25 protein-coding genes are annotated in these 21,800 nt (G+C 46.9%); all 25 read right to left on the reverse strand.

The window, feature by feature from the left end:
• Positions 1–10: 10 nt before the first annotated feature.
• The 25 genes from yabQ to rnmV all read right to left on the reverse strand — a co-directional run bounded on the left by yabQ (position 11) and on the right by rnmV (position 21,795).
• Positions 11–619: a spore cortex biosynthesis protein YabQ gene (yabQ, locus tag AC50YO_RS23665; RefSeq protein WP_494850854.1), complete on the reverse strand. Its 609-nt coding sequence runs from the start codon at positions 617–619 to the stop codon at positions 11–13.
• Positions 616–900 carry a sporulation protein YabP gene (gene yabP / locus AC50YO_RS23670; protein ID WP_494850855.1) on the reverse strand — a complete coding sequence of 95 codons (285 nt, stop codon included), beginning with the start codon at positions 898–900 and terminating at the stop codon, positions 616–618. The genes yabQ and yabP overlap by 4 nt, the downstream gene beginning before the upstream one ends.
• A 186-nt stretch (positions 901–1,086) precedes the next feature.
• Complete coding sequence (locus tag AC50YO_RS23675; RefSeq protein WP_494850857.1) at positions 1,087–1,365, reverse strand: RNA-binding S4 domain-containing protein; 279 nt, start codon at positions 1,363–1,365, stop codon at positions 1,087–1,089.
• Between the two features lie 3 nt (positions 1,366–1,368).
• Positions 1,369–1,641 carry an HU family DNA-binding protein gene (locus tag AC50YO_RS23680; RefSeq protein ID WP_494850858.1) on the reverse strand — a complete coding sequence of 91 codons (273 nt, stop codon included), beginning with the start codon at positions 1,639–1,641 and terminating at the stop codon, positions 1,369–1,371.
• 211 nt (positions 1,642–1,852) lie between these two features.
• A complete protein-coding gene (yabN, locus tag AC50YO_RS23685; RefSeq protein ID WP_494850859.1) occupies positions 1,853–3,325 on the reverse strand; it encodes a bifunctional methyltransferase/pyrophosphohydrolase YabN in 1,473 nt (490 codons plus the stop codon).
• Positions 3,326–3,528: 203 nt separating this feature from the next.
• Positions 3,529–4,656, reverse strand: coding sequence for a PdaC/SigV domain-containing protein (locus tag AC50YO_RS23690; RefSeq protein ID WP_494850860.1), 1,128 nt, complete (start codon positions 4,654–4,656; stop codon positions 3,529–3,531).
• 149 nt (positions 4,657–4,805) lie between these two features.
• A complete protein-coding gene (gene spoVT, locus AC50YO_RS23695) occupies positions 4,806–5,345 on the reverse strand; it encodes a stage V sporulation protein T (protein WP_494850913.1) in 540 nt (179 codons plus the stop codon).
• A 384-nt stretch (positions 5,346–5,729) separates the two neighbouring features.
• The gene (locus AC50YO_RS23700) at positions 5,730–6,332 is read right to left on the reverse strand and encodes an AAA family ATPase (RefSeq protein ID WP_494850862.1); all 603 of its coding nucleotides are present in this window, start codon (positions 6,330–6,332) and stop codon (positions 5,730–5,732) included.
• A 141-nt stretch (positions 6,333–6,473) separates the two neighbouring features.
• On the reverse strand, positions 6,474–6,647 hold the full coding sequence (locus AC50YO_RS23705) for a type II toxin-antitoxin system antitoxin (protein ID WP_494850863.1): 174 nt from the start codon (positions 6,645–6,647) through the stop codon (positions 6,474–6,476).
• Positions 6,648–6,659: 12 nt separating this feature from the next.
• Positions 6,660–7,532 carry an SPFH domain-containing protein gene (locus tag AC50YO_RS23710; RefSeq protein WP_494850864.1) on the reverse strand — a complete coding sequence of 291 codons (873 nt, stop codon included), beginning with the start codon at positions 7,530–7,532 and terminating at the stop codon, positions 6,660–6,662.
• A 124-nt stretch (positions 7,533–7,656) separates the two neighbouring features.
• The gene (locus tag AC50YO_RS23715) at positions 7,657–8,754 is read right to left on the reverse strand and encodes a peptidylprolyl isomerase (RefSeq protein ID WP_494850865.1); all 1,098 of its coding nucleotides are present in this window, start codon (positions 8,752–8,754) and stop codon (positions 7,657–7,659) included.
• A gap of 72 nt (positions 8,755–8,826) precedes the next feature.
• A complete protein-coding gene (mfd, locus tag AC50YO_RS23720; protein WP_494850866.1) occupies positions 8,827–12,354 on the reverse strand; it encodes a transcription-repair coupling factor in 3,528 nt (1,175 codons plus the stop codon).
• 112 nt (positions 12,355–12,466) lie between these two features.
• Positions 12,467–12,697: an anti-sigma-F factor Fin gene (fin, locus tag AC50YO_RS23725; RefSeq protein ID WP_494850867.1), complete on the reverse strand. Its 231-nt coding sequence runs from the start codon at positions 12,695–12,697 to the stop codon at positions 12,467–12,469.
• 66 nt (positions 12,698–12,763) lie between these two features.
• Positions 12,764–13,324, reverse strand: coding sequence for an aminoacyl-tRNA hydrolase (gene pth / locus AC50YO_RS23730; RefSeq protein WP_494850868.1), 561 nt, complete (start codon positions 13,322–13,324; stop codon positions 12,764–12,766).
• A gap of 142 nt (positions 13,325–13,466) precedes the next feature.
• Positions 13,467–14,117 (reverse strand): 50S ribosomal protein L25, encoded by a 651-nt coding sequence (locus AC50YO_RS23735; RefSeq protein WP_494850870.1) that lies wholly within the window; start codon positions 14,115–14,117, stop codon positions 13,467–13,469.
• Between the two features lie 93 nt (positions 14,118–14,210).
• Positions 14,211–15,611, reverse strand: a complete 1,401-nt coding sequence (gene glmU, locus AC50YO_RS23740) for a bifunctional UDP-N-acetylglucosamine diphosphorylase/glucosamine-1-phosphate N-acetyltransferase GlmU (protein ID WP_494850871.1) — start codon at positions 15,609–15,611, stop codon at positions 14,211–14,213.
• Between the two features lie 160 nt (positions 15,612–15,771).
• Positions 15,772–16,059, reverse strand: coding sequence for a septation regulator SpoVG (spoVG, locus tag AC50YO_RS23745; RefSeq protein ID WP_167282740.1), 288 nt, complete (start codon positions 16,057–16,059; stop codon positions 15,772–15,774).
• A gap of 130 nt (positions 16,060–16,189) precedes the next feature.
• Positions 16,190–16,588 carry a RidA family protein gene (locus AC50YO_RS23750; protein ID WP_494850872.1) on the reverse strand — a complete coding sequence of 133 codons (399 nt, stop codon included), beginning with the start codon at positions 16,586–16,588 and terminating at the stop codon, positions 16,190–16,192.
• Between the two features lie 18 nt (positions 16,589–16,606).
• Positions 16,607–17,434, reverse strand: a complete 828-nt coding sequence (purR, locus tag AC50YO_RS23755) for a pur operon repressor (protein ID WP_494850873.1) — start codon at positions 17,432–17,434, stop codon at positions 16,607–16,609.
• Between the two features lie 73 nt (positions 17,435–17,507).
• Positions 17,508–18,362, reverse strand: a complete 855-nt coding sequence (ispE, locus tag AC50YO_RS23760) for a 4-(cytidine 5'-diphospho)-2-C-methyl-D-erythritol kinase (protein ID WP_494850875.1) — start codon at positions 18,360–18,362, stop codon at positions 17,508–17,510.
• 121 nt (positions 18,363–18,483) lie between these two features.
• On the reverse strand, positions 18,484–18,672 hold the full coding sequence (locus AC50YO_RS23765) for a small, acid-soluble spore protein, alpha/beta type (RefSeq protein ID WP_494850878.1): 189 nt from the start codon (positions 18,670–18,672) through the stop codon (positions 18,484–18,486).
• Positions 18,673–18,832: 160 nt separating this feature from the next.
• Positions 18,833–19,108, reverse strand: a complete 276-nt coding sequence (gene veg, locus AC50YO_RS23770; protein WP_494850881.1) for a biofilm formation stimulator Veg — start codon at positions 19,106–19,108, stop codon at positions 18,833–18,835.
• Positions 19,109–19,263: 155 nt separating this feature from the next.
• Positions 19,264–20,148: a sporulation peptidase YabG gene (yabG, locus tag AC50YO_RS23775; protein ID WP_494850882.1), complete on the reverse strand. Its 885-nt coding sequence runs from the start codon at positions 20,146–20,148 to the stop codon at positions 19,264–19,266.
• Between the two features lie 193 nt (positions 20,149–20,341).
• A complete protein-coding gene (rsmA, locus tag AC50YO_RS23780) occupies positions 20,342–21,244 on the reverse strand; it encodes a 16S rRNA (adenine(1518)-N(6)/adenine(1519)-N(6))-dimethyltransferase RsmA (RefSeq protein ID WP_494850883.1) in 903 nt (300 codons plus the stop codon).
• Positions 21,245–21,255: 11 nt separating this feature from the next.
• The gene (gene rnmV, locus AC50YO_RS23785) at positions 21,256–21,795 is read right to left on the reverse strand and encodes a ribonuclease M5 (RefSeq protein WP_494850884.1); all 540 of its coding nucleotides are present in this window, start codon (positions 21,793–21,795) and stop codon (positions 21,256–21,258) included.
• Between the last annotated feature and the right edge of the window lie 5 nt (positions 21,796–21,800).

A 21,800-nucleotide genomic window follows, 5' to 3' on the forward strand; every position in this document is an offset into this window, starting at 1 on the left:
TATCCTTTAATTAGAACCATCGTCTCCACAATGATGCTATTCGCGATGCAATTAAATTCCATTTGTCGTGCAGCTGCCATCGAATAACATAAGGACCGAGCCATTGCCTAAGCAAACGGAAGAGCGGACCTAGCAGCCATCGAAGCAATAGCCAAAATGGACGAACCAATTGTAACATAGTTTTAAATACGAAAATAGTGAGCGCAGACCCAAATCCTAAAACGACAATGAGTATTTTGTAGAGGAGCATAATAGGCTTCACAATCAGAATAATAAACAATTTCCTCATGAATCGCAGGAACACGCGAATAGCATGAATTAACCATTTTACCATTGCAATAATAGGCTTGCTGAATAGCCAGTAATAGCTGAATATACCGATTACCAGCCCTAAAAACACATACGCCCGCACCTCGCCGTTGTTGCTGGCGTACAGCATTTTGAATACGAGGATGGATGCTGCAAGCCAATAAGTCATATCCAGCATCGGCAATGTCCATCTCGGGAAGCTCAGCTCATTCGACACTACTCGATATCCGTCGAAGACGACACCCATGCCAATCCCGGATAGCAGCATCATCGCTATCGTATACCACTGCATGCTTAACGTAAGAGTCACTTAAACAGCTTCCCGAACAAGCCTTTGGATTTCGTAGCGGCATTACCATCCAAATAGGCGAGTGAATGGACATATCCCTCGATTGTGACAAGCCCTTGCTCCAGACTAAGATTTTTAATGTGCAGATTTTGCCCTTTGATCATAAGAAAGCCCAGATCTGTGTCCAGCAGAAACTCCTCACTATCAAAGCTCTCAACATTCAATACGCCCGTTATTTCTAGCAGCTTGCGGTTTAGCATCTTCACTTCCTGACGCTTCTGCCCCTTGCTCTGGTCATTCATCGACTCGTCCCTCCATCCACTTCAAAAGCATAGCTTGAGACTAGCTTATGGAGGCAGGACGAACTTTAGAACCTATTAAACCGATTCTCTCATTATGAAACAGCCTATTTATTTCCTCTCTATACTCCCACACGCACAAAAGGCTGCTACACATGCATCATGCATGTGTAGCAGCCTCTTAATGAACTACCAGCCTGGTTCTTCCTCACGCTGGCGTTGTTCTTCTCTCACTAAAGTGTACAGCTCGCCGGCTTCGTCTTTACGGGTCGTTTCAGCAATCCGTTCAACACGAACGGTTACATTCTTCTGCCCGTATTGGATCGTAAGCTCGTCTCCGACTTTGACGCTACTGCTGGCTTTCGCTTCGCGGCCGTTAATCCAAACACGTCCTTGCTCGGACACATCCTTCGCGACTGTACGCCGCTTGATTAATCGGGACACTTTGAGAAATTTATCTAATCGCATCGATTACTTGATTGCTTCTTTCAATTTGTTGCCTGCTTTGAATGCAGGAACCTTCGATTCTGGAATCGTGATTTCTTTGCCCGTTTGCGGGTTGCGGCCTACGCGACCGGAACGCTTACGAGTTTCGAAAGTACCGAAACCGATCAATTGAACTTTATCTCCACCAGCAAGAGCATCCGTTACTTCACCAAGAAAGCCGTTAAGGACAGCTTCTACATCACGTTTAGTCAATCCGCTTTTTGTTGCAATGTTGTTGATCAGGTCTGTTTTGTTCATTATAAAATCCTCCTCAGTAATTACCTCATTTGCGGTCAGCGCTTATGTCTAATTTAAAGAAAGCGTTGCTCGTCCGCTATGTTTGGATATTTTTGTTTGCGTAGTAGGTACGATGATACTTATTCTGCTCGGGTACATAAATTCCTGCACAACCCGAAAAATTTTTACCGAATGATGCGGAAATAGGGCGAAATGTGACGAAATAGGGCCGTTATTGCTGTTTAGCTTCTTCCCACCATCGATCCATTTCTGTTAAATCAGTCTGGTCAAAAGTTTTGCCGTTTATACGAAGCTGCTCTTCAATATAAGAGAATCGTTTCTTAAACTTCATATTTGTAAGAGTAAGAGCTTCCTCAGGATCAGCTTTAATGAACCTTGAAGCATTAACAACAGCAAATAGCAAATCACCAAGCTCTGCTGCTTGATTGCCCAGATCGCCGGACGCAACCGCTTCTCTCAGCTCCGCAAGCTCTTCCTCTACTTTGCTTAATACGGGATCAAGCTCATCCCAATCGAAGCCGACCTTGGCCGCCTTTTTTTGAAGGCTGTAAGCTTTCATCAGCGCGGGCAGATCGGTCGGAATGCCATCTAATTGAGATTCGCGAGTTGTGCCGTTGCGCTTCTTCTCTTCCGCCTTCATCTGCTCCCAATTACCTAGTGCTTCAGTAGCATCACTGGCGCCGCGGTCCCCGAATACATGAGGATGACGGAAAATAAGCTTCTCGTTCAACGTCTCTATTACATCATAGACCGAGAAGGAGCCCTCCTCCTCCTCCATCTGACTATGCAGCATGACTTGCAGAATAACGTCGCCGAATTCCTCACGCATATGATCAGGATCATCATTGTCGATGGCTTCCAGCGCTTCATAGAGCTCCTCGATAAAGTTCTTCCGAATAGATTGATGTGTCTGCTCGCGATCCCAAGGACAGCCTTCTGGACTGCGCAGTATGCCTACAATTTCATGCAGGCGGTCAAAGGAACGATTAAGTACAGCATCCTCCTCGGAACGCGGAATCCAGATCAGCGACAAATTGCCCAAGCCCGGTGTTCGGTCGAGCTCGTATAACGGTACGCGTATAATCTTCTCTTCTCCCTTTACACCAAGAGCGTGGCCGACAACGACCTCATAGTCATCAGGGTAGCGTTCCATTAATGCCAGCTTAACCTCAGAGGCAGTAAATGAATCATAGACTTGCCCAATCAACGTATGTACACGGGGCTGGAGCACGCTAGCCTGCAGCTCTGCTGCATCAAGCAATGCGAATCCCTCTATTGGATCAATGCCGAGCCTAATGAATGCTTGATCAAGAAAGCTTTCCCCGCCAACAATATGCAGGGAAACTCCAGATGCCAAGCAGCGCTCCCGCAGCAGCTGTACGCTGCGCTCAGCCACCATAGGATGGCCTGGAACGCCATAGATAATGGAGCCTTCCGCTTGCTGCGCCTCTGTAATCAATGTGGCTGCAATCGCCTCATAGACTTCAGGGAAAGTATCATGCTGCTCATAGATAGCATCGAATGAAGTGAAGCCAATCTGATGCTCCTTGAGCAGTGCCATCACAGGATGCTGCTCGGTTCGAACATAGATGCGGGTTGCCTCTTGGAGCCTGCGCCATACGCCGAGCGTTAATTGATCCGGATCCCCAGATCCCAATCCGACGATTATTATTTCATTTGCCAATGTTCATACTCCTCCTAGCCTATACACTCGTTTTCTCGTAGTATACCACTACTTGCCTCTGACTAATAATGGACACCTTGCATGCGCCAGTATAGCTTTGCCGTGCTGACAAGCAATCCGTTGCCTTAAATGCGCATGCAAAAAAGACAACTATCCATTCGTTCGCTTAGATAGTTGCCTTTTTGTAAGAGCATTTGTGCTTCTTATTTGCTGATAACGATCGCTTCAGTGTCTTTCTCTACCGTTACGTCGAGCTTCAATATCTCACTGAAAAATGCCTCTGGCACGTAAGTAACTCCGCCCATAACTGCAGGCGCGGTTCCCAGCTTGATTGGAGCCATTTTGTTATAAATATAAGAGTCCATATCCGGCTTCACAGTTGTCCAAGCTGCTCCTTGACTCACGTCAATGGATCCTGTAGCTTTATGCCAATCGACCTTATAACCGAGCAATTCAGCGACTTCCCGAAGAGGTATCAGTCGTACACCCTTGTCTGTCATATGATAAGCGATGCCCTCTTGCAAATCCTTATCCTGGCGAACAATACGAACGGAGTCCACCGCTGCACCCTGTACAGGGACCTTCACTTCTATAATACCCGAAGAATAAGGAGCGATTTCATACTGCTGGAATACGAGGACAGGCTGCCCATTCTCCACATAAAAGGCTTGGGTATCTGTTATGCTCTCGAATCCCATGTCCTCATCTGTAAAGAAGTCATCCGGGTTTTTGGCTATCGCTTGCTTCACTGCCTGATTGGCCTTTGCTTTATAGTCAGCACCGAGCAAGTCCTCCAATGTAAGGAGAGAAGCCTCTTGCCCATTCCTTACATTATAGGTATCTACCCGAGTCATGCCATGCGCGCCGCCAGTAAAAGTATAGGTCTGTACTTCCAAGGACAGGTAGCCTGAATCGGATAATCCGCCCGACGATTTGACCTTATAACTGACGTTCACCTCATGAGGATAGAAGTCATATCCGCTTTCCTTAGCGGATGCTGCGTCTTCCTTGGATTGCTGCTTCGCAATGTCAAAATCCTTCATTGCATGGCGTTCTATAATATCATTTAATTGGTCTTGGTACTTCTTATCTGCCATGTTTTCAATAACAGGAATTTCAAGCTTCACTTTATAATATTCATTCGCTTCCTCAACGACTTTGGAGGTCACTTTAACCGTCCCAGCCGGAATCTCACTTGTTATAGTAGGAGTGGAAGATATTGAGAGCGATTGAGCCGGCTGTGCATTCGCTGCCATGGCCGCTGGAACTGATGCAGCTAGCAAGCAGCTGCTAACTACAGTTAGTGCTAACATTTTAAAAGGTTTATTCATGATGATTACCTCCAGGTTTGTAAGGGCTATATAACCTCTATACCCATACTATACCTGGGACGAACCCATAATTAGTTACAATAAAGTTAAAATGGCTTGGCCCCCTGAAATAGCGGTACGCTATCGTCAGAGAGCCAAGCCAAGTAATGCTATTGTTCCATTTGCTTCGCCAAAAAGCCAGCCGCTGTCTCTGACATTTTGGTTTCCATTTGCGACATTTTTACAGCTTCATCCTTACTGAGCAATACGACTGTGCCAATTGGATCACCGCCGGCTATAATGGGCGCTGAGACAAAGGCCGTATAGGTTTCATGCTGATCCTTTATGATTTCGTAGGTTCCGGCAGCAGCTTCTACCGTCTTCCTATTCTCCATGCAGCTCTCCAGTATGGAGCCAATCTGCTTATCAATCAGTTCTTTTTTGGAGGCTCCGGCTACCGCAATGACCGTATCCCGATCTGTGATTAGCGTAATATGATTTGTACTTTCAAATAGGGACTCCGCGTATTCCTTAGCAAAGTCGCCAAGCTCTCCAATAGGCGAATATTTCTTCAGTATGACTTCACCATCACGGTCTACAAATATTTCGAGCGGGTCGCCCTCGCGGATACGCAATGTACGGCGGATCTCCTTCGGAATCACCACACGACCGAGATCATCGATGCGACGTACAATTCCAGTTGCTTTCATTTCATGTTGCCCCACTTTCCTAGAGGATTTTAAGTCGACTGGATAACTACTGCCTGTCTACAAGCAAAAACCATTTCCTCATCCTTTTGTAAGGATGCATCGTTTTTGCGAAAGAAAGATAAGCTTTGGCGATTCTTGCCGCAATCTTATCCTTTTTGTGAAATACGGCTAGCGGAGACGTTCGGACGATGAACAGCCTTTTCCAGCGTGTATAGCGGATCGCCTTAATAAGTGCTGTTCTCGAAATCGAGCGAGTTCGATAACTAATTCATTGTGAATCTGACCATAGTATTCATCGGCTCCCATTTTCTTATGCAAACTTCCTTGGGAACAATCGACTACTTATTTCTCTACCCCATTGAATACCTATCGACACAAGCGTCTTTAGCTGAATAAACGAATATGTTTAACCTGCGTTTTAATGCGATCGAACTTTTTCCTAATCCTTCCTCTATTATCAGGTAACAACGGAATACCCAAGCTAGAGGATATTGTTTCCACAACAGCATCAATCGACATATCATCGGTGGCAATGCGCTGTTGGAATACGTCAAGTGACAACCCTGCCATACATCGGTCTATTTGCCCAGCACCCCAAGACTGCTGCCCCTCGCCTCTGCTGCGCAGTCTTTTTAACAAAACCTCTCTTGAGGCCCATAGTGTAAAGTGGTGAACAACGATGCCGTCATTCCTTAATTCCCCCACAATTTCATTGAATATAACGGGATCAACCACCGTCATCGGCACTATAATTATTCCGTCGTACCCGCTTGCTATGTACTTCAACATGGCATAATTAATCTCACGCCACATCGTATAATTTTGAAAATCTCCCTTCACCATCTCATTTGGCATATTTTTTCTTATATAGAAGCCCGCATGCTCGGGATCAAATACGTATGAATTAGGGATTCTCCTATGTAATTCGTAAGAGGTCAGCGTTTTTCCGGAGCCAAAGGCACCATTCACCCAAATAATCACATCCATCACCTCAATAATACAATTTCAATTAACAACGAGCCTTTTACAGAAAAGGTTTCAGCTTCCACCGCCTCGTCCCAGGATAAAAAGGCACAAAAAAAGACTGCTTATTCCTTAATTGGAATAAAACAGCCTTTGTCCACCTTCTTATTTGTCCTTCATTGGGGGCTTCGGAAGCCGTCCCGCTCTAGCCAGCGCCTCTCTAAGCACAAACTCAATATGTCCATTAACGCTGCGGAATTCGTCATTCGCCCATTGCTCTAACGCGCGGTGAATTTCGGGATCGAGGCGGAGCGCGAAAGCCTTCTTCTCTTTGCTCATCTGCCGATAACCTTACGTATATAATGAGCCCGTATTAATTACAGGCGTTGCCGCTCGGTCCGAGACAATGGCAACCATCAAGTTATTGACCATAGCTGCACGCCGCTCCGCATCCAGCTCGATCCCATTCTCCACCAACTGCTTAAGAGCAGCATCCACCATACCGACTGCCCCCTCTACGATCTTTTGACGTGCAGCTACGATAGCTATGGCCTGCTGCCGCTGCAGCATGGCACTGGCAATCTCAGGCGCATACGCCAAATGCGTTAATCTAGTCTCCAGAACTTGTACTCCTGCCACCGAAAGGCGCTTCTGAAGCTCCTGCATCAATTCTCCCGCTACTTCATCGGCATTGCCTCTCAGGGAGAGAACCCCTTCAACCAGATGAGTATCGTACGGATACTGTGCTGCGATATGCCTTACGGCCGTCTCACTCTGAATAGCAACGAAGCGTTCATAATTATCAACATCGAAGCTGGCTTTGGCTGTATCCGTTACATTAAATACAACGACAGCACCAATCTCGATTGGATTGCCCTCTGCATCATTTACCTTCAAAGTCTGGCTATTGAAGTTGCGGACTTTAAGCGATACCTTCTCTTTGTTCGTGAACGGAAACACCATCCATAGTCCGCTATCTCTCACCGTACCAATATACTTCCCGAAGAAGGTAATCACCTTCGCTTCATTCGGTTGAACGACCGTCAATGCGGATACAGCGACCGCACATAAGACGACCAGTATAATGCCAATGACAATGACGGTTACATTCGGTTCTACTTTGGAAGCCTCGGAAGCAATCAGCACGGCACCCCCAATAATAGAAACTAGTGCAAATAATAATGCCAAAAATCCGTTTACATGAAAGGCTGCACGTTCCTTCATCTCAACACCCCTAATATTATTTTGATATAATAATGATATCACTTTTTACAATTTAATACAACATAAAAAAGAGGCTGTGCACCCCGCATTTGCGGGATACACAGCCTCTAAGAATTGTTGCGTCTTATTTCGCAGCAGGCGATTGTGATGCCTCTGGTGACGGTGAAGCTTCTGCAGATGGCGAAGCATCCGGAGCTGCAGATGCGCCTGGTGATGGGGACTCTGCAGGAGTCTCTTCTTTAGGAAGCGTCATCTTCAGCTCTTGCTTCGGCATTTCTTCTTCCATGAATTTATTCATGTTCGCATAGGATACTGCGCTTTTCACTTCTTCTTTGGCTGCGTCAGTCAGCTTAGCGTATTCCGCAACATCACGTTTCTCTACCTTAATGACATGGTAGCCGAATGATGTCTCAACAGGATCGCCGATTTTGCCAACCTCTTGTGTCAATGCAGCGTTTTTAAATTCTTCTACCCAGTCTCCGGCTTTGGCGTCAACATATTGGCCGCCTTTATCTTTGGAGCCTGTATCGTCTGAGTATGCCTTGGCAATTTCATCCCAGTTTCCGTTAGCCTCAAGCTTTGCTTTTGCTTCCTTCGCACGCTTCAAAGCCTCTTCAAGAGAACGCTTCTCTTCGCCAGTAGCCGGATCTGCTGTAGCTACAAGGATATGGCGAACCGTAACCGGATTGTAGAGCGTAGGATTCTTTTTGTATTCTGCAGCGATATCCTCTTCCGTTACCTTGGAGTTCATATGCTCAACTACAACAAGCATCAAGTTGATGTACGTTTCAACGTCTTTATTGCTAACCTTCTTCTCCTCCATGGAGAACTTCAGTTCAGGTGTTTTATCAACAGCAGCCTTGAAATCCTTGACCTGCTTGTCCGCTTCTTTGGCAGCTGCTTTCTTCACATCATCCGTTGCTTGGCCAGCCAGTACCTTGTAGGATACAAATTGCTCCAGCAAGCTCTCTTTGAATTGTGGAATAGTTGTAAATTGCTCATAGTCAGGCTGCATAACATTGAATACTTTCAGATAAGTGTTGAACTCATCCTCAGTTATAGTGCCATCCTTAAAAGTTGCGACAACCGTTCCTTTGCCCGCACCTTCGAATGATGCATCTTTCGCCTTGCCGCATGCCGTCATAACCGTCATGACAAGCACAAGCGCAACAAGAAGCAGCGCGCCTCTGCGCCATGCGGATTTACGTGTACTGTGTAACATGTTGGAACCCCTTTCGAATTATAAAGTTGTACATATTGTATCAGATAACCTCATCACAAAGCGAATTTAACATTAAGGAGTCGCATCCTGAAGCTCTTCCTCCGCCATTCTCGCATCCTTGTATTGCTTCATGAATCCCTCAAGCAATTGCAGCTTTTGGTCCATCTCGAGGCCTTTGCCGCGCAGCAGCAATGTCGGATAATCATCCAGCGGACTTCCTTGCCGGAACCGGTTCTCAAAGTGCAGGCATAGCTGATCCACTTTCTTCATATCGACCCGCTTCCGCTCCTGAGCTTCGAAACGTACAATCAGGTCATCGCCCTTTTGACTAATCTGCTCGATGCCATATTTTGCGCCATATACTTTCAATTTAGCAACAGACAAGAGATTGTCGACAGCCTGAGGCAAATTGCCGAAGCGGTCAATCATTTCCTCCGCTAGATCATCCGCTTCCTCTTGCGAGCGGATCGTTGCCACTTTTTTATAGATCTCAATCTTCTGAATACTATCATAGATATAGTCAGAAGGAAGATAAGCATCAATGCTCACATCAATATGCGTCGTGATGACCTTCTCTTCTTTTACCTCTACGCCTTCCATCTCCGCCTTGCGCTTCGCTATTTCGTCAGCCAGCATCTGTGAATACAGATCGAAGCCGACGGAGGCAATAAACCCGTGCTGCTCCGCACCTAGCAGATTGCCCGCTCCACGGATGGAGAGATCGCGCATCGCAATCTTGAAGCCCGAGCCAAGCTCGGTGAATTCCTTGATTGACTGCAGCCGCTTCTCAGCAACCTCTGTTAGTACCTTATCTCGCTGATAGGTGAAATACGCATAGGCAATTCGATTCGAACGGCCAACCCGGCCGCGCAGCTGGTAGAGCTGGGAAAGGCCCATTTTATCAGCATCATGGACAATAAGTGTATTCACATTAGGGATGTCCACTCCGGTCTCGATAATGCTGGTGCTGACCAATACGTCGGACTCGCCATCAAGAAAGTCAAGAATAGTCTTCTCAAGCTCCTGCTCTGACATTTGCCCATGGCCCACCGCAACCTTAGCATCAGGCACAAGGGAAGTAATCAGCTCAGCCATTTGATGAATGCCCTGAACACGATTGTAAAGATAATAGACCTGCCCGCCGCGGGCAAGCTCACGCTCGATGGATTCTCGGACAAGCGCCATATTATATTCCACGACATAGGTTTGTACAGGGAATCTATTTTCTGGCGGCGTCTCAATAACAGAGAGATCACGTACGCCAAGCATCGACATATGAAGCGTTCTAGGGATCGGTGTAGCCGTTAACGTCAGTACGTCCACATTCGTTTTCAGCTTTTTCAGCTTTTCCTTATGCGACACGCCGAACCGCTGCTCCTCGTCCACGATGAGCAGTCCCAAATCCTTGAATATAATATCCTGTGACAGCAGACGATGTGTTCCAATTACAACATCAACGGTTCCCTCTTTGAGGCCCTTCATCGTCTCATTCTGCTCCTTGCGGGAGCGGAATCGGCTAAGCACCTGAATATTGAATGGATAGCCAGAGAAGCGCTCACGGAACGTCTCGTAATGCTGCTGTGCCAAAATGGTCGTTGGTACAAGCACGGCAACCTGCTTGCCTTCGATCGCAGCCTTGAATGCCGCTCGAATGGCAACCTCCGTCTTGCCGTAGCCCACATCTCCACAGAGAAGTCTATCCATCGGCTGGGACTTCTGCATATCCTTCTTAATTTCCTCAATCGCTCTGAGCTGATCCCTAGTCTCATCGTAAGGGAACATCGCCTCGAACTCATTCTGGTAATCCGTATCTTCACCAAAAGCAAAGCCCGGAGCCGCTTGACGCTGTGCATATAGCTTTATAAGATCATCCGCTATATCCTGAACAGAGGCACGAACCTTATTTTTGGCCCTTACCCATTCACTGCCGCCTAATTTATTAACTTTAGGCTCCTTCTCCTCTGAGCCAACATACTTCTGGATCATATCAACCTGATCAATCGGTACGGAGAGCTTATCTCCCCCAGCGTACAGAATATGAAGGTAGTCCTTGTGAATGCCGGCAATCTCCAGAGTGCCGATGCCTACATATTTGCCGATACCATGATTCTGGTGAACGACATGGTCGCCAACCTTGAGCTCTGTATAGCTCTTAATCCGCTCAGCATTGTCGATTTTTTTATCGAGTCTCCGTACTTTACGCTGCTTCTGAGAGAACATCTCTCCTTCTGTAATAATGACCAGATGAGAAGAAGGCAGCTCGAAGCCCGACTGCAAATTACCCTCTATTAGAGCTGGAGGCTCTATATTATAATCTTGCAGAACACGCCGCATCCGCTCCATACGTTCCGCATTGCCTGCGAGCATCATGACATTGGCACCCGTTTTGCGCCAACGATCCATCTCCGCTTTGAGCACGTTCATTTGCCCATGGAAATTTTGCATAGCTCTGCTGGTCATATTCAGTATGTTTTGCGGCTGCGTATGTGGAATCTGCCTAAGAAACAACGATAAAAACAACGTTGGAAAAGGACGATGGTACAGAATCTCTTCCGAAGCCCGCGCAAGAACAAAGCCCGGCAGCGATTTACCGTTCTGAAGAAGATGAGTTGCCCATTCCACCTCGTCACGCTCTAATTGTCGTGCGGTCTCAATTAATCTAGTCGGTTCATCTAGAACGAGGAGCGTATCCTCTGGCAAATAGTCAAGAATGGTCTGTCTCTCGGGATAGAGTAAGGAAATATATTTATAGAGTTCTGAGAAGTACATATGCTCCCGAAGCTTCTCAATCTCGCTTCCAATCTCTGTGCGCAACCGATCCTTGGCTGTTCGATCCGTCATTTTCTCAAGCTGCTGCTCAAGCATTGAAGCGGCATGATTGGCTGCCGCCGTGAACCTCTGCTGATCAGCCACAATTTCTTGGCAAGGCGGCACCGTATATTCCTGCAGGTTGTCTAGTGAACGCTGGTCAGCTGGGTCGAATGTCCGGATGGAATCGACATCATCACCGAACCATTCAATTCGATAGGCTTGCGGCGTTGTAAGAGGATAGAAATCAACAATTCCGCCCCGTACGCTCATCTCGCCTTTGGATTCCACGCGATCTACCCGTACATAGCCCAGTCCTGACATTTGACGAAGAAAGCTCTCTATGGATAGGGAAGCTCCCACTTGAATAGCAATTTTGGAATCAGCCATTATGCCCTTATTAGGCAAATAACGCCGTACCCCTGAAAAAGGCACGACAACAATCCCGCGGAAGCCTTCGGACAGCTTGATTAGCACGTCCATGCGCTGTGCCAGCGTCTCGGGACTCGAGATCGCTGCTTCAGCAGCCACTAGCTCATTAGCGGGATATAATAATACATGATCGGGTGACAAGCATTCCTGCAAATCCTCCGCTATCTTCTGTGCAGCATACATATTATGCGTAACGACGAGCAACGGACGGTCAAGCTCTTCCTTCACTGCAGCAACTAACACTTGTCTGGAGGAGCCTGCAAGCCCCGATATCATCTGCTCGCGCATTCCTTTGCGAATTCCGGCTATAACCGATTGAACATCTGGATCCGCAGCAAAAGCCTCTATTAACGCTTTCAACCGTTTAGGCACCCCGTTTCTTTACAACAACACAAACAGTATCTATCATCGAAAAGAAGCCTCAGCCGCATCGCTAAGGCCCTACTTATATTGCCGATCGCTTGGAAGCCCTTTATTGCAGCGGGTTGGATACCAGCAGCAGCTCGGGATTTGCATCCAGCGCCTCTCGGCAAAAATCACATACTACTTTAACCGTCACATCACCGTTCAGGTTATACGATATTATATCGCTGCGCTCTTCGGGGGTCAAGAAATGGAAACCGAGCTGCTGCTCCGTAATATCCCTTCCATCAATCATCCCCATTGAAGTACGGCAATGCCGGCAAATATAGTTTACAGCCATATGTATGCCTCCTGAAGAATAGTTATACCCTTCAGTATGCCCAAACCTCGTGTATCTTAGGCTTAATTATCGGTTAAATTTCGCCATCGTATTCTCGAAGTCCGCTTTTAAACCGTATTCAATGGCATCACAGGCTTGTTCAATCATCGCCTTAATTGCTTCATGCTCACTCTTAGGAAATGTATCGAGCACATAATCCGCTATATTACGCCCCGGCAGCGGCCTTGAGATCCCCATTCTTACACGGTTAAAGGTCTGGGTGCCCAAATGCTGGATAAGCGACTTGATGCCATTATGGCCCCCTGCGCTTCCTTGATAACGGAGCCTTATCCTGCCAACCTCCGTGTCCAGATCATCGTACACAATAAGGCCGTCGCTCAGATCTGCCTTGAAATAATCCATGAAAGCGCGGACGGATTCTCCCGATAAGTTCATATAAGTCATCGGTTTAATAAGAATCACCTTCGTGCCTTGCACATTGCCTTCCCCTACTAATGCCTTGCATTTATTTTGCGTTACCTGGATGCCCCATCGTCTTGCCAGCTCATCAATGACCATGAACCCAACGTTATGTCTCGTTCCCTGATAAGTGTTGCCCGGGTTACCTAGTCCTACAATCCACTTCATATGCGTATCTCCAATCTGTGTTGCCGTTGTCTTCTCCCTGTCTTGTTCTACACAAAGGGTGATATTCCCTTCTTGTCAAACAAGAAGAAACGGTATTGCCTCAGGTTGAGGCAATACCGTTTGGAGCAGCATGGTGTGCATGCTACGCTTGAACAATTTCATTCTTATGAGCCTCATTGGATCTGGATTCCGCTTCAAGCTGCTCGACCGCTGCATCTTCTGCTTCTTCCTCTGTAAGATCCTTCTGAGGTGCCAGCACCGTGACAACAACCAATTCCTCATCCGACTTCACTTCAACTCCACTAGGGACAATGATGTCTTTGACGAGCAGGTTGCTGCCCATTTCCAGATCGGCTACGTTAACTTCTATAGCCTCTGGAATGCTGCCTGGAAGACATTCCACGTCAATCTCATGGAGCATGACTTGAAGAATGCCTCCCTCACTCACGCCGTTGGCCTCACCAACGAACTCTATCCGCACCTGCGTCTTCACTGCTTCATTCATATTAATCTGATGCAAGTCGATATGTAGCACCTTTCGCGATAAGGGCTCACGCTGCACCTCGGTTATCATTACGGGCTGTTTGCCAATGGAGGGGATATCTAACTCCAATACGGCATTAGGATGTGATCTCAGCAGAGCGAGCAGTTCTTTCTCTCCAAGACTTATAGAGGTCGGCTCAGCAAGCTGCTTCCCGTACACGACACCAGGCACTTTGCCCCCTTCTCTCAAGGAGCGAAGCTCACCCTTCGTATGGGTTGCTCTTTGTTCGGCTATCATCGGTATGGACATTTTGAAAACCTCCTATATAAAGTCAAGTTCCATATAGGATTACCCATAATTGATGATAATTAAACAAAAATCGCTTAATTCCGAGTACCTGCCTTACTCTTTCTTGCTGCGCTCTTGCTTCGCCTTAGCGCGCGCACGGATTTTATCTGCATAGCCCGGCTTATTAACTTGACGCTCACGTGCAATCGCCAAATCGCTCGAAGGAACATCATGCGTAATCGTCGAGCCAGCTACCACATAAGCGCCATCGCCAATCTTCACAGGTGCAATCAGATTTACGTTGCTGCCTACAAAGGCGCCATCACCGATCTCTGTGAGAGCTTTATTAAATCCATCATAATTGACCGTAATAGCTCCGCAGCCAATATTGACATCCTTCCCTACCTTGGCATCGCCAACATAGCTAAGATGAGATACTTTGCTGCCGTCGCCAAGCGTTGCATTTTTCAATTCCACGAAATCGCCCACTTTGCAATCGACCCCAAGCTTCGAGCCTGGACGAAGATTAGCGTATGGGCCGACACTGCTTAAATCCCCTATTTCCGCTTCTGCGATAACCGAATGTTTAATCGTCACGCCATTACCGATCGTTGCGTTCTCGATATCAGCCTGCGGTCCAATAACACAATCCTCGCCAATTGCCGTTGTTCCGCGCAGAACCGTACCCGGATATAGGATCGTATCTGCGCCAATACGCACGTCCGCATCAATATAAGTCGATGCCGGATCAATGAAAGTAACCCCTTGGATCAAATGCTTACGGTTAATGCGCCCGCGCATGCACTGCTCTGCTTCTGCGAGAGCCACGCGATCATTAACACCAATTGCCTCAGCAGCATCATCCGTACAGTAGCCCTGAACAATCTCTCCCACTTTCTTGAATATGCCGATAACATCCGTCAAGTAATACTCGCCTTGAGCATTATCGCTTTTCACTTCAGCAAGAGCCTTGAACAATTTCTTATTATCAAAACAGTAGGTACCTGTGTTGATCTCATTCACTGCCGCTTGTTCAGGTGTGCAATCCTTTTGCTCTACGATTCTTTCGACAGCTCCACCAGCGCTTCGCAGCACTCGGCCATATCCGGTCGGATCATCAAAGGAAGCTGTCAGTACGGTAGCAGCTGCATGGCTGGACGTATGAAGCTCCAGCATGGCAGTAATCGTCTCCGAGCGTACAAGAGGGGTATCTCCGCAAATAACGATCGTCGTCCCGTCCTCCTGCCCTAGCAGCGCCTCTGCTTGGAGAACCGCATGACCGGTTCCAAGCTGTTGCTCTTGAAGGACATATTCTGCACGGTCGCCCAAATAAGCCTGAACAGCATCCGCGCCATGGCCTACCACTACTACAGCACGCTCACTCTGCGCTTCTTTTATAATATCAAGTACATGCCCAACCATAGGCTTACCGCACACTTGGTGAAGAACTTTATATAATTTCGACTTCATACGCTTGCCCTGTCCGGCAGCCAGTACTATCGCCATAACTTTCAATTTGTCTTCCTCCCCAACATCCTATTTCTCTTTTTGAATATATCCCATTACGAATAAAAAGAAAAGAGAGCCCTAAGGCTCTCCCTCTTTCAACACTCCCCCGCAGAAACGAACAGGCCGTCCCTAATAGGGGGAAAATTCCGTTCCAACAAAAGACAGGTTATGCTCCTTCTTCAATAGCGACTACTTCTTCTACTGCCGCACGCTCATATTCAGCGAGTACTGCAGCTTGGATTTTCTCCCGAGTGGTCGAAGAAATCGGATGAGCGATATCCCGGAATTCTCCATCTGGCGTACGCTTGCTTGGCATTGCAACAAACATTCCATTGTTGCCATCAATAACACGAATATCGTGAACGACGAATTCATTATCAATGGTTATGGAAGCAATAGCCTTCATGCGTCCTTCCGAATTTACACGGCGGAGTCTGACATCAGTAATTTGCACTTGTGTTCACCACCTTTGCCTATCTGAGACTTGGTGTATACTTCCACGTTTTCATGCAAAATCCTTCTAGTTTTTTGGAAAAATAAAGCACTTTTTAAAATATTTTTTTTACTTAGAAAGTTTTTCGCTTCTATTCGACATATGTCGATGCAATGACCTCTATTTCGACAAGAACATCCTTTGGCAGTCGAGCGACCTCAACGGCCGAGCGTGCTGGTTTGTGTTCGCCGAAATAGGAAGAATAAATCTCATTGACGATAGCGAATTGATTCATATCCTTCATAAAAACAGTCGCTTTCACGACATCGGCCAAGCTGGCATCAGCTGCTTGCAGCACAGCCTGCAAATTCCGAAATACTTGATGTGTTTGTTCTTCAATTCCCCCCTCTACAAGATTACCTTCTGGATCAAGCGGAATTTGACCAGAAGTAAATAGCAAACCGCCGAGCTTAACTGCATGTGAATAAGGCCCAATTGCAGGTGGTGCCTTATCCGCCGTAATCATTTGCAAAGATTGCTTGTTAGCCATGTTATTTACCCGCCTTCTTTAGGAATTAAAAAAATTTCCGGCAATGACTGTCGCTTGCTTCGTCTTCATATCAACGGCTGTCAGCTTGGCTAACGATACATAATCCTCAAGCAGACGCTCTCCGAGCTCAACCTCGCCTGATTCAACGAATACGCCAACCCCTGCAACGGTTGCTTTGAATTCATAGAGTAAATCAATCATGCCTTGAATGGTTCCGCCAGCTTTCATGAAGTCATCAATAATAAGAACTCTGGACTGTTCCTTCAAAGCACGTCTTGCTAGCGACATTGTCTGAATGCGCTTAGTAGAGCCGGATACATAGTTGATGCTAACTGCCGAGCCTTCTGTAACCTTATTGTCCCTGCGCACAATAACGACAGGCAGATTGAGACAGGAGGCCACTGCATAGGCGAGCGGGATCCCTTTGGTCTCTACTGTCATAATCACGTCAATATTTCGACCAGCAAATGCTGTTGCGAACATTCGTCCTACATCAGCCAGCAGCTCCGGTTGACCAAGCATATCCGTCATATACAAATAACCGCCAGGAAGAACCCTTTCAGGCTGTTCCAATTGGCGGCATATATTAGTCATAATTGATAGCGCGGTGGACTTATGCATCTTGGGTGTGAATTTCACACCGCCTGCAGCGCCCGCAAGCGTATTTAAATCACCGAAGCCCTCATCCTCGAATACTTCCTTGATGATCGCCAAATCCTCGCTAATCGATGATTTAGCGGACTGATAGCGATCGGCAAATGCTGTCAACGATATTAACGTGTGGGGACGACTAAGCAAATAGTGCGTCATTTCTACCAGTCTTGCACTTCTCTTTAACTTTTTCAAGCCTTTGCCCCCCACTAAAATCCGAATATTATAAAGACAATATAACATTTTTATACGGATTTAAGCAAGAAGACTATGTCAGCATTCTTACCACATACACTTCTTTACAGTAGCCCCTAAGCCCATTATATATCCGGGCAAGCTTAGCTTCTTTGGATACAAGCCCAAATACAGTTGGTCCGCTTCCCGACATCAAGACGCCATCAGCTCCTAGACGCTGCATGCTTTCCTTCAACTGCCGCACCTCAGGGTGCAGATCAAGGGTAACACTCTCTAATACATTGCCGAGCCCCGAGCAAATATCAGAAAAGGAGCCCCTTTCAATGGCAGATACCATTGCTTCTGTAGAGGGATGACTCTTTAGTTCTGATACACGGAATTTGCCATATACATCTGCTGTAGAGACGTTAATAGGCGGCTTAGCTAATACGACCCAGCATTGCGGGGGGTTCACAATCCGCTCCAGCTTCTCTCCGCGTCCACGAGCAATAGCAGTACCTCCCGTAACACAGAATGGCACATCGGAGCCAAGCTCAGCGCCAAGGCGGCAGAGCTCCTCCTCAGGAATTTGCAGCTTCCATAACCGATTCAAGCCGCGCAACGCTGCCGCAGCATCACTGCTGCCCCCAGCCAAGCCTGCTGCCACCGGAATTTTTTTATCCAAATGAATGTAGACGCCTTTACGGACATCATAACGTTCTTTAATAAGTTGGGCGGCCTGAAAGGCCAGATTCTTCTCGTCCAGCGGTATGTACCCTGCCTGGCTCGATATAATAATGGTGTCACGCGGAAGTTCTTCCATCTCCAGACGATCTGCCAAATCGACCATTGTCATTATCATCTCAACTTCATGAAAGCCATCTTCCCGCTTCCTCATTACATCAAGCAGCAGATTTATTTTTGCTGGAGCTTTCTCATAAATTTTCATCCTAAGCTCTCCCGTTCGTAACATTAGATTAAGGAACATTATAGCAAACGGGCAGAAGAAAAGCTAAGAGGTTAACAACACGAGCTTGCGTGCAGCACTCTTAGCTTGTATTTAAATCCATTTATACCTGATTATTCTTATTGGCAACAGCCTGCTCAGCAAGCTGAATAGCCCGCTTCACCATATTGCCTGCATCCTTGGCTTTAATGCCGCCCCAGCCTTCTTCCTGAACCGTGTCATAAAAACCGAGGTCCTTCGCCAGCTCATATTTCATTTGCTCTGACATGACGCTTCTTCTTCTTCGACCCATTGCACACCCCACCCTTCTAGGTTCACATCAAATCAAGAATAGATTGCTTCTTAGTATGTGTCTGATGCTCACGTCTATGCGAGTCAGGATATGTATAAAAAAAAGAACGCGAATGAATATCTCATCCGCGCCTAAACTGCCTCTATAGGCATCTATAGCTCTATTGTTGAATATGGGTGATTCGGACTTGACCTTCATCATTGCATACGGTCACTTCAACCGACTCCGTCAGTATATCCGCATAACTGTATGACACGCGCTTAAAGGCATGAGATTCCTCATCCAGTTTGACAATGAAGACAGAAGGGTAGATTTCTTCTAACGTTCCGGTACGTTCGATGGTCTTTCTCCGGCCACCGTTAGCTCGAAGACGGATTTTGGAGCCGACATGAGATTCCAAATTACGTTTTATATCCAATAGCGCATTTTTTGCCATTGTCCACTACCACCTCTTTCCTTGTCCATTATAACCAGAAAGAGGGAGTTTGTCAAACAAAGCAAAATATTATATCAGTCAAGTTATTTGGTTGTCAACGGTGTTTTCGCCCATTTTTTTGATTCTGACGAATATTTAATAAAATATTACGCATATTAAGTTTTTAGCGCTGAGGTTGTAGCTCCTACCTTTGACTTCGGCATGCCCACACGGAATCTTCCCATCGTTTCAATCCCGCCAACCCCATCAATTCCACTAATCGTACCTTCGATAACATCCGACAAATTTATGGTTTCTTTAATAGATGTATAGCCTGCTTTGATTGCAATATAGACCGGATCAAGAGCATGAATTAAGATTCGTCCAGGCGAGCTTGCGAAGTTGGAACCCACTTGAAGCAAGGCCTCAAAGTGAGATTGGCAAGCACCAGATACGATAACCAGGCTATCCCTGTTTTTCTCATATTGTCTGGCCACTTGTACTGCATTCACGAAATTCTGAGAATTTTTGTAGCTGCTAAGACTGAAGAGATCCTCTCCCACACGATTTTTCAACACACCGTCGTGTCCGGTAATCACAACGATATCCGGTTTAACCTGTGGCAATAGGCGGTACAAAAGATCCGCCATTTGGGATTCATGCGCATGTACACCGTGTGCCGGCACTTTCATCGTTTGATACAATTGCATGCTTTTCCGCAAATAGTTCCCATCCCCGTCCAGATGGAGCACTTTACCCGGTAATTCAAAATAGGGCTGGCTTTGCTGCAATGCATGCCTTATATCATCTTCAGTCTGAACGGCTTGCTGCTCTCGCTGCTGACGCATTCTCGTTAAGGTATGATTAACTTTAATCCTCACTTGCTGCTTTGCCTTTGTCGATTCAGGGTCTCGAACAACCGATAAATCAGGAATTGGCGCATCCGCAAGCAATCGGTAGTCCGTGCCTCTAAGCAAGGCGTGATGAGATTGAACAGCTTCAACTTGGAACAGCACATCACCGCCATATGATTTGCGGACGACCAGGTCCCCTTGCTCCATGGGTAAATCACCTCTTCGTTCATCGTATGGGTGAAGCGCCCGGAATGTGCGCAGAACTTTATCCCTCTTCCTTTATAAAGCAAGAAGAAACCGACCCTTAGCAAAATGGAAGTAATACCTGCCATTTACGAAAGGAACGGTTTCTTTGTAGATTCAAATAAACCTTGATCAGCTTCATCAGCCTGTCTCTCTTTTAACCCCTCCAGCCAGCCTCTAGAAACGCCCGACTGATTCTGGCGAATTCATCAAGCGAGAGCGTCTCGCCGCGACGTACAGGGTCAATATCGCAGCTATGAAGCAATTCCGTTAATTGCTCACGATTTTCCTTGCCTACTAAGGCAGTCAGATTGTTCGCAAGCGTCTTGCGGCGCTGAGCAAAGCTCGCCTGAACAATACGGAAGAAGTGGTCCTCATCGGGCACATCCACGGGAGGCTTATCCCGAAGCGCAAGCTTAATAACAGCAGAATCCACATTCGGCTGCGGAATGAATACCGTATGCGGCACGATACATACGAGACTCGGCTCGCAATAATACTGCACAGCCACACTGAGACTGCCATATTCTTTGCCGCCCGGCTTGGCTGCCATCCGCTCGGCTACTTCCTTCTGGATCATAACAACAATATTTTCTAAAGGCAATCGTTCCTCCAGCAGCTTCATCAGAATCGGTGTCGTCACATAATAAGGCAAATTCGCCACTACGCTTACGCCAGATACATCCGAGAATTGCTCTTCAAATAACTGCTTTAGATCCAGCTTCAGTATATCGCCATGTACGACCTCTACGTTATTCTCCTCTTCAAGAACATCACGCAGGATCGGAATTAATCGGTTATCAATCTCAACAGCTGTTACCTTTGCGGCTGCAGACGCGAGATGCTGAGTCAATGCACCAATACCAGGTCCAATCTCAAGTGCGCCCTTCGTTTCATTAAGATCGGCTGCTGCTACAATTTTGTGCAATATATTCTGATCAATAAGAAAATTTTGCCCTAAGCTCTTCTTGAAAGAAAAACCATACTTTGCGACAATTTCTTTGGTTCTTCTAGGCGTCGCTACCTCTACTGCCTTCATATTCTGTTCTTGCCCGCTCATTATCCCCACTCCTATCCCTCTTCCATCTTGCCCAGCGCTTCCAAGAACTCTTCACGGGAGATTCGGAAGCTTGTACAACGCTTATAGAACTGCTTGCCATTGGCATACCCAATGCCAAGCAGATTGCCCATCAGCAGACGACGGTTTGCTGCCTCAGGATGTACAATAAGCCCAGCATCCATCAAGTCATCCCAAGTAATCTCCCCCAGACCCTCTGGCGTCTCTGTACGCAGTTCGGCAAGGGCTTGGCGAATGGCCTCCGGCGCAGCGTTCTCAATGCCGATATCACCTTTATACATAGCCTTCTCCTGCGGCAGAAAAGCATGCTTACAGCCAGGAACGCGGCCTGCAACAATTTTGCGAATACGCTCACCAGCATGATCAGGGTCTGTGAATATGATAACTCCTCTTCGCTCTTGAGCCAGCAGGATGCGTCTAAGAACGTCCTCTCCTATAGCGGAACCGTTCGTCTCAATGGTATCTGCTTCAACCGCTCGCTTAATGGCAACCGTATCATCTTTGCCTTCTACAACAATAATCTCCTTAATCAATAAAA

Source organism: Paenibacillus sp. J22P59 (assembly GCF_059383895.1).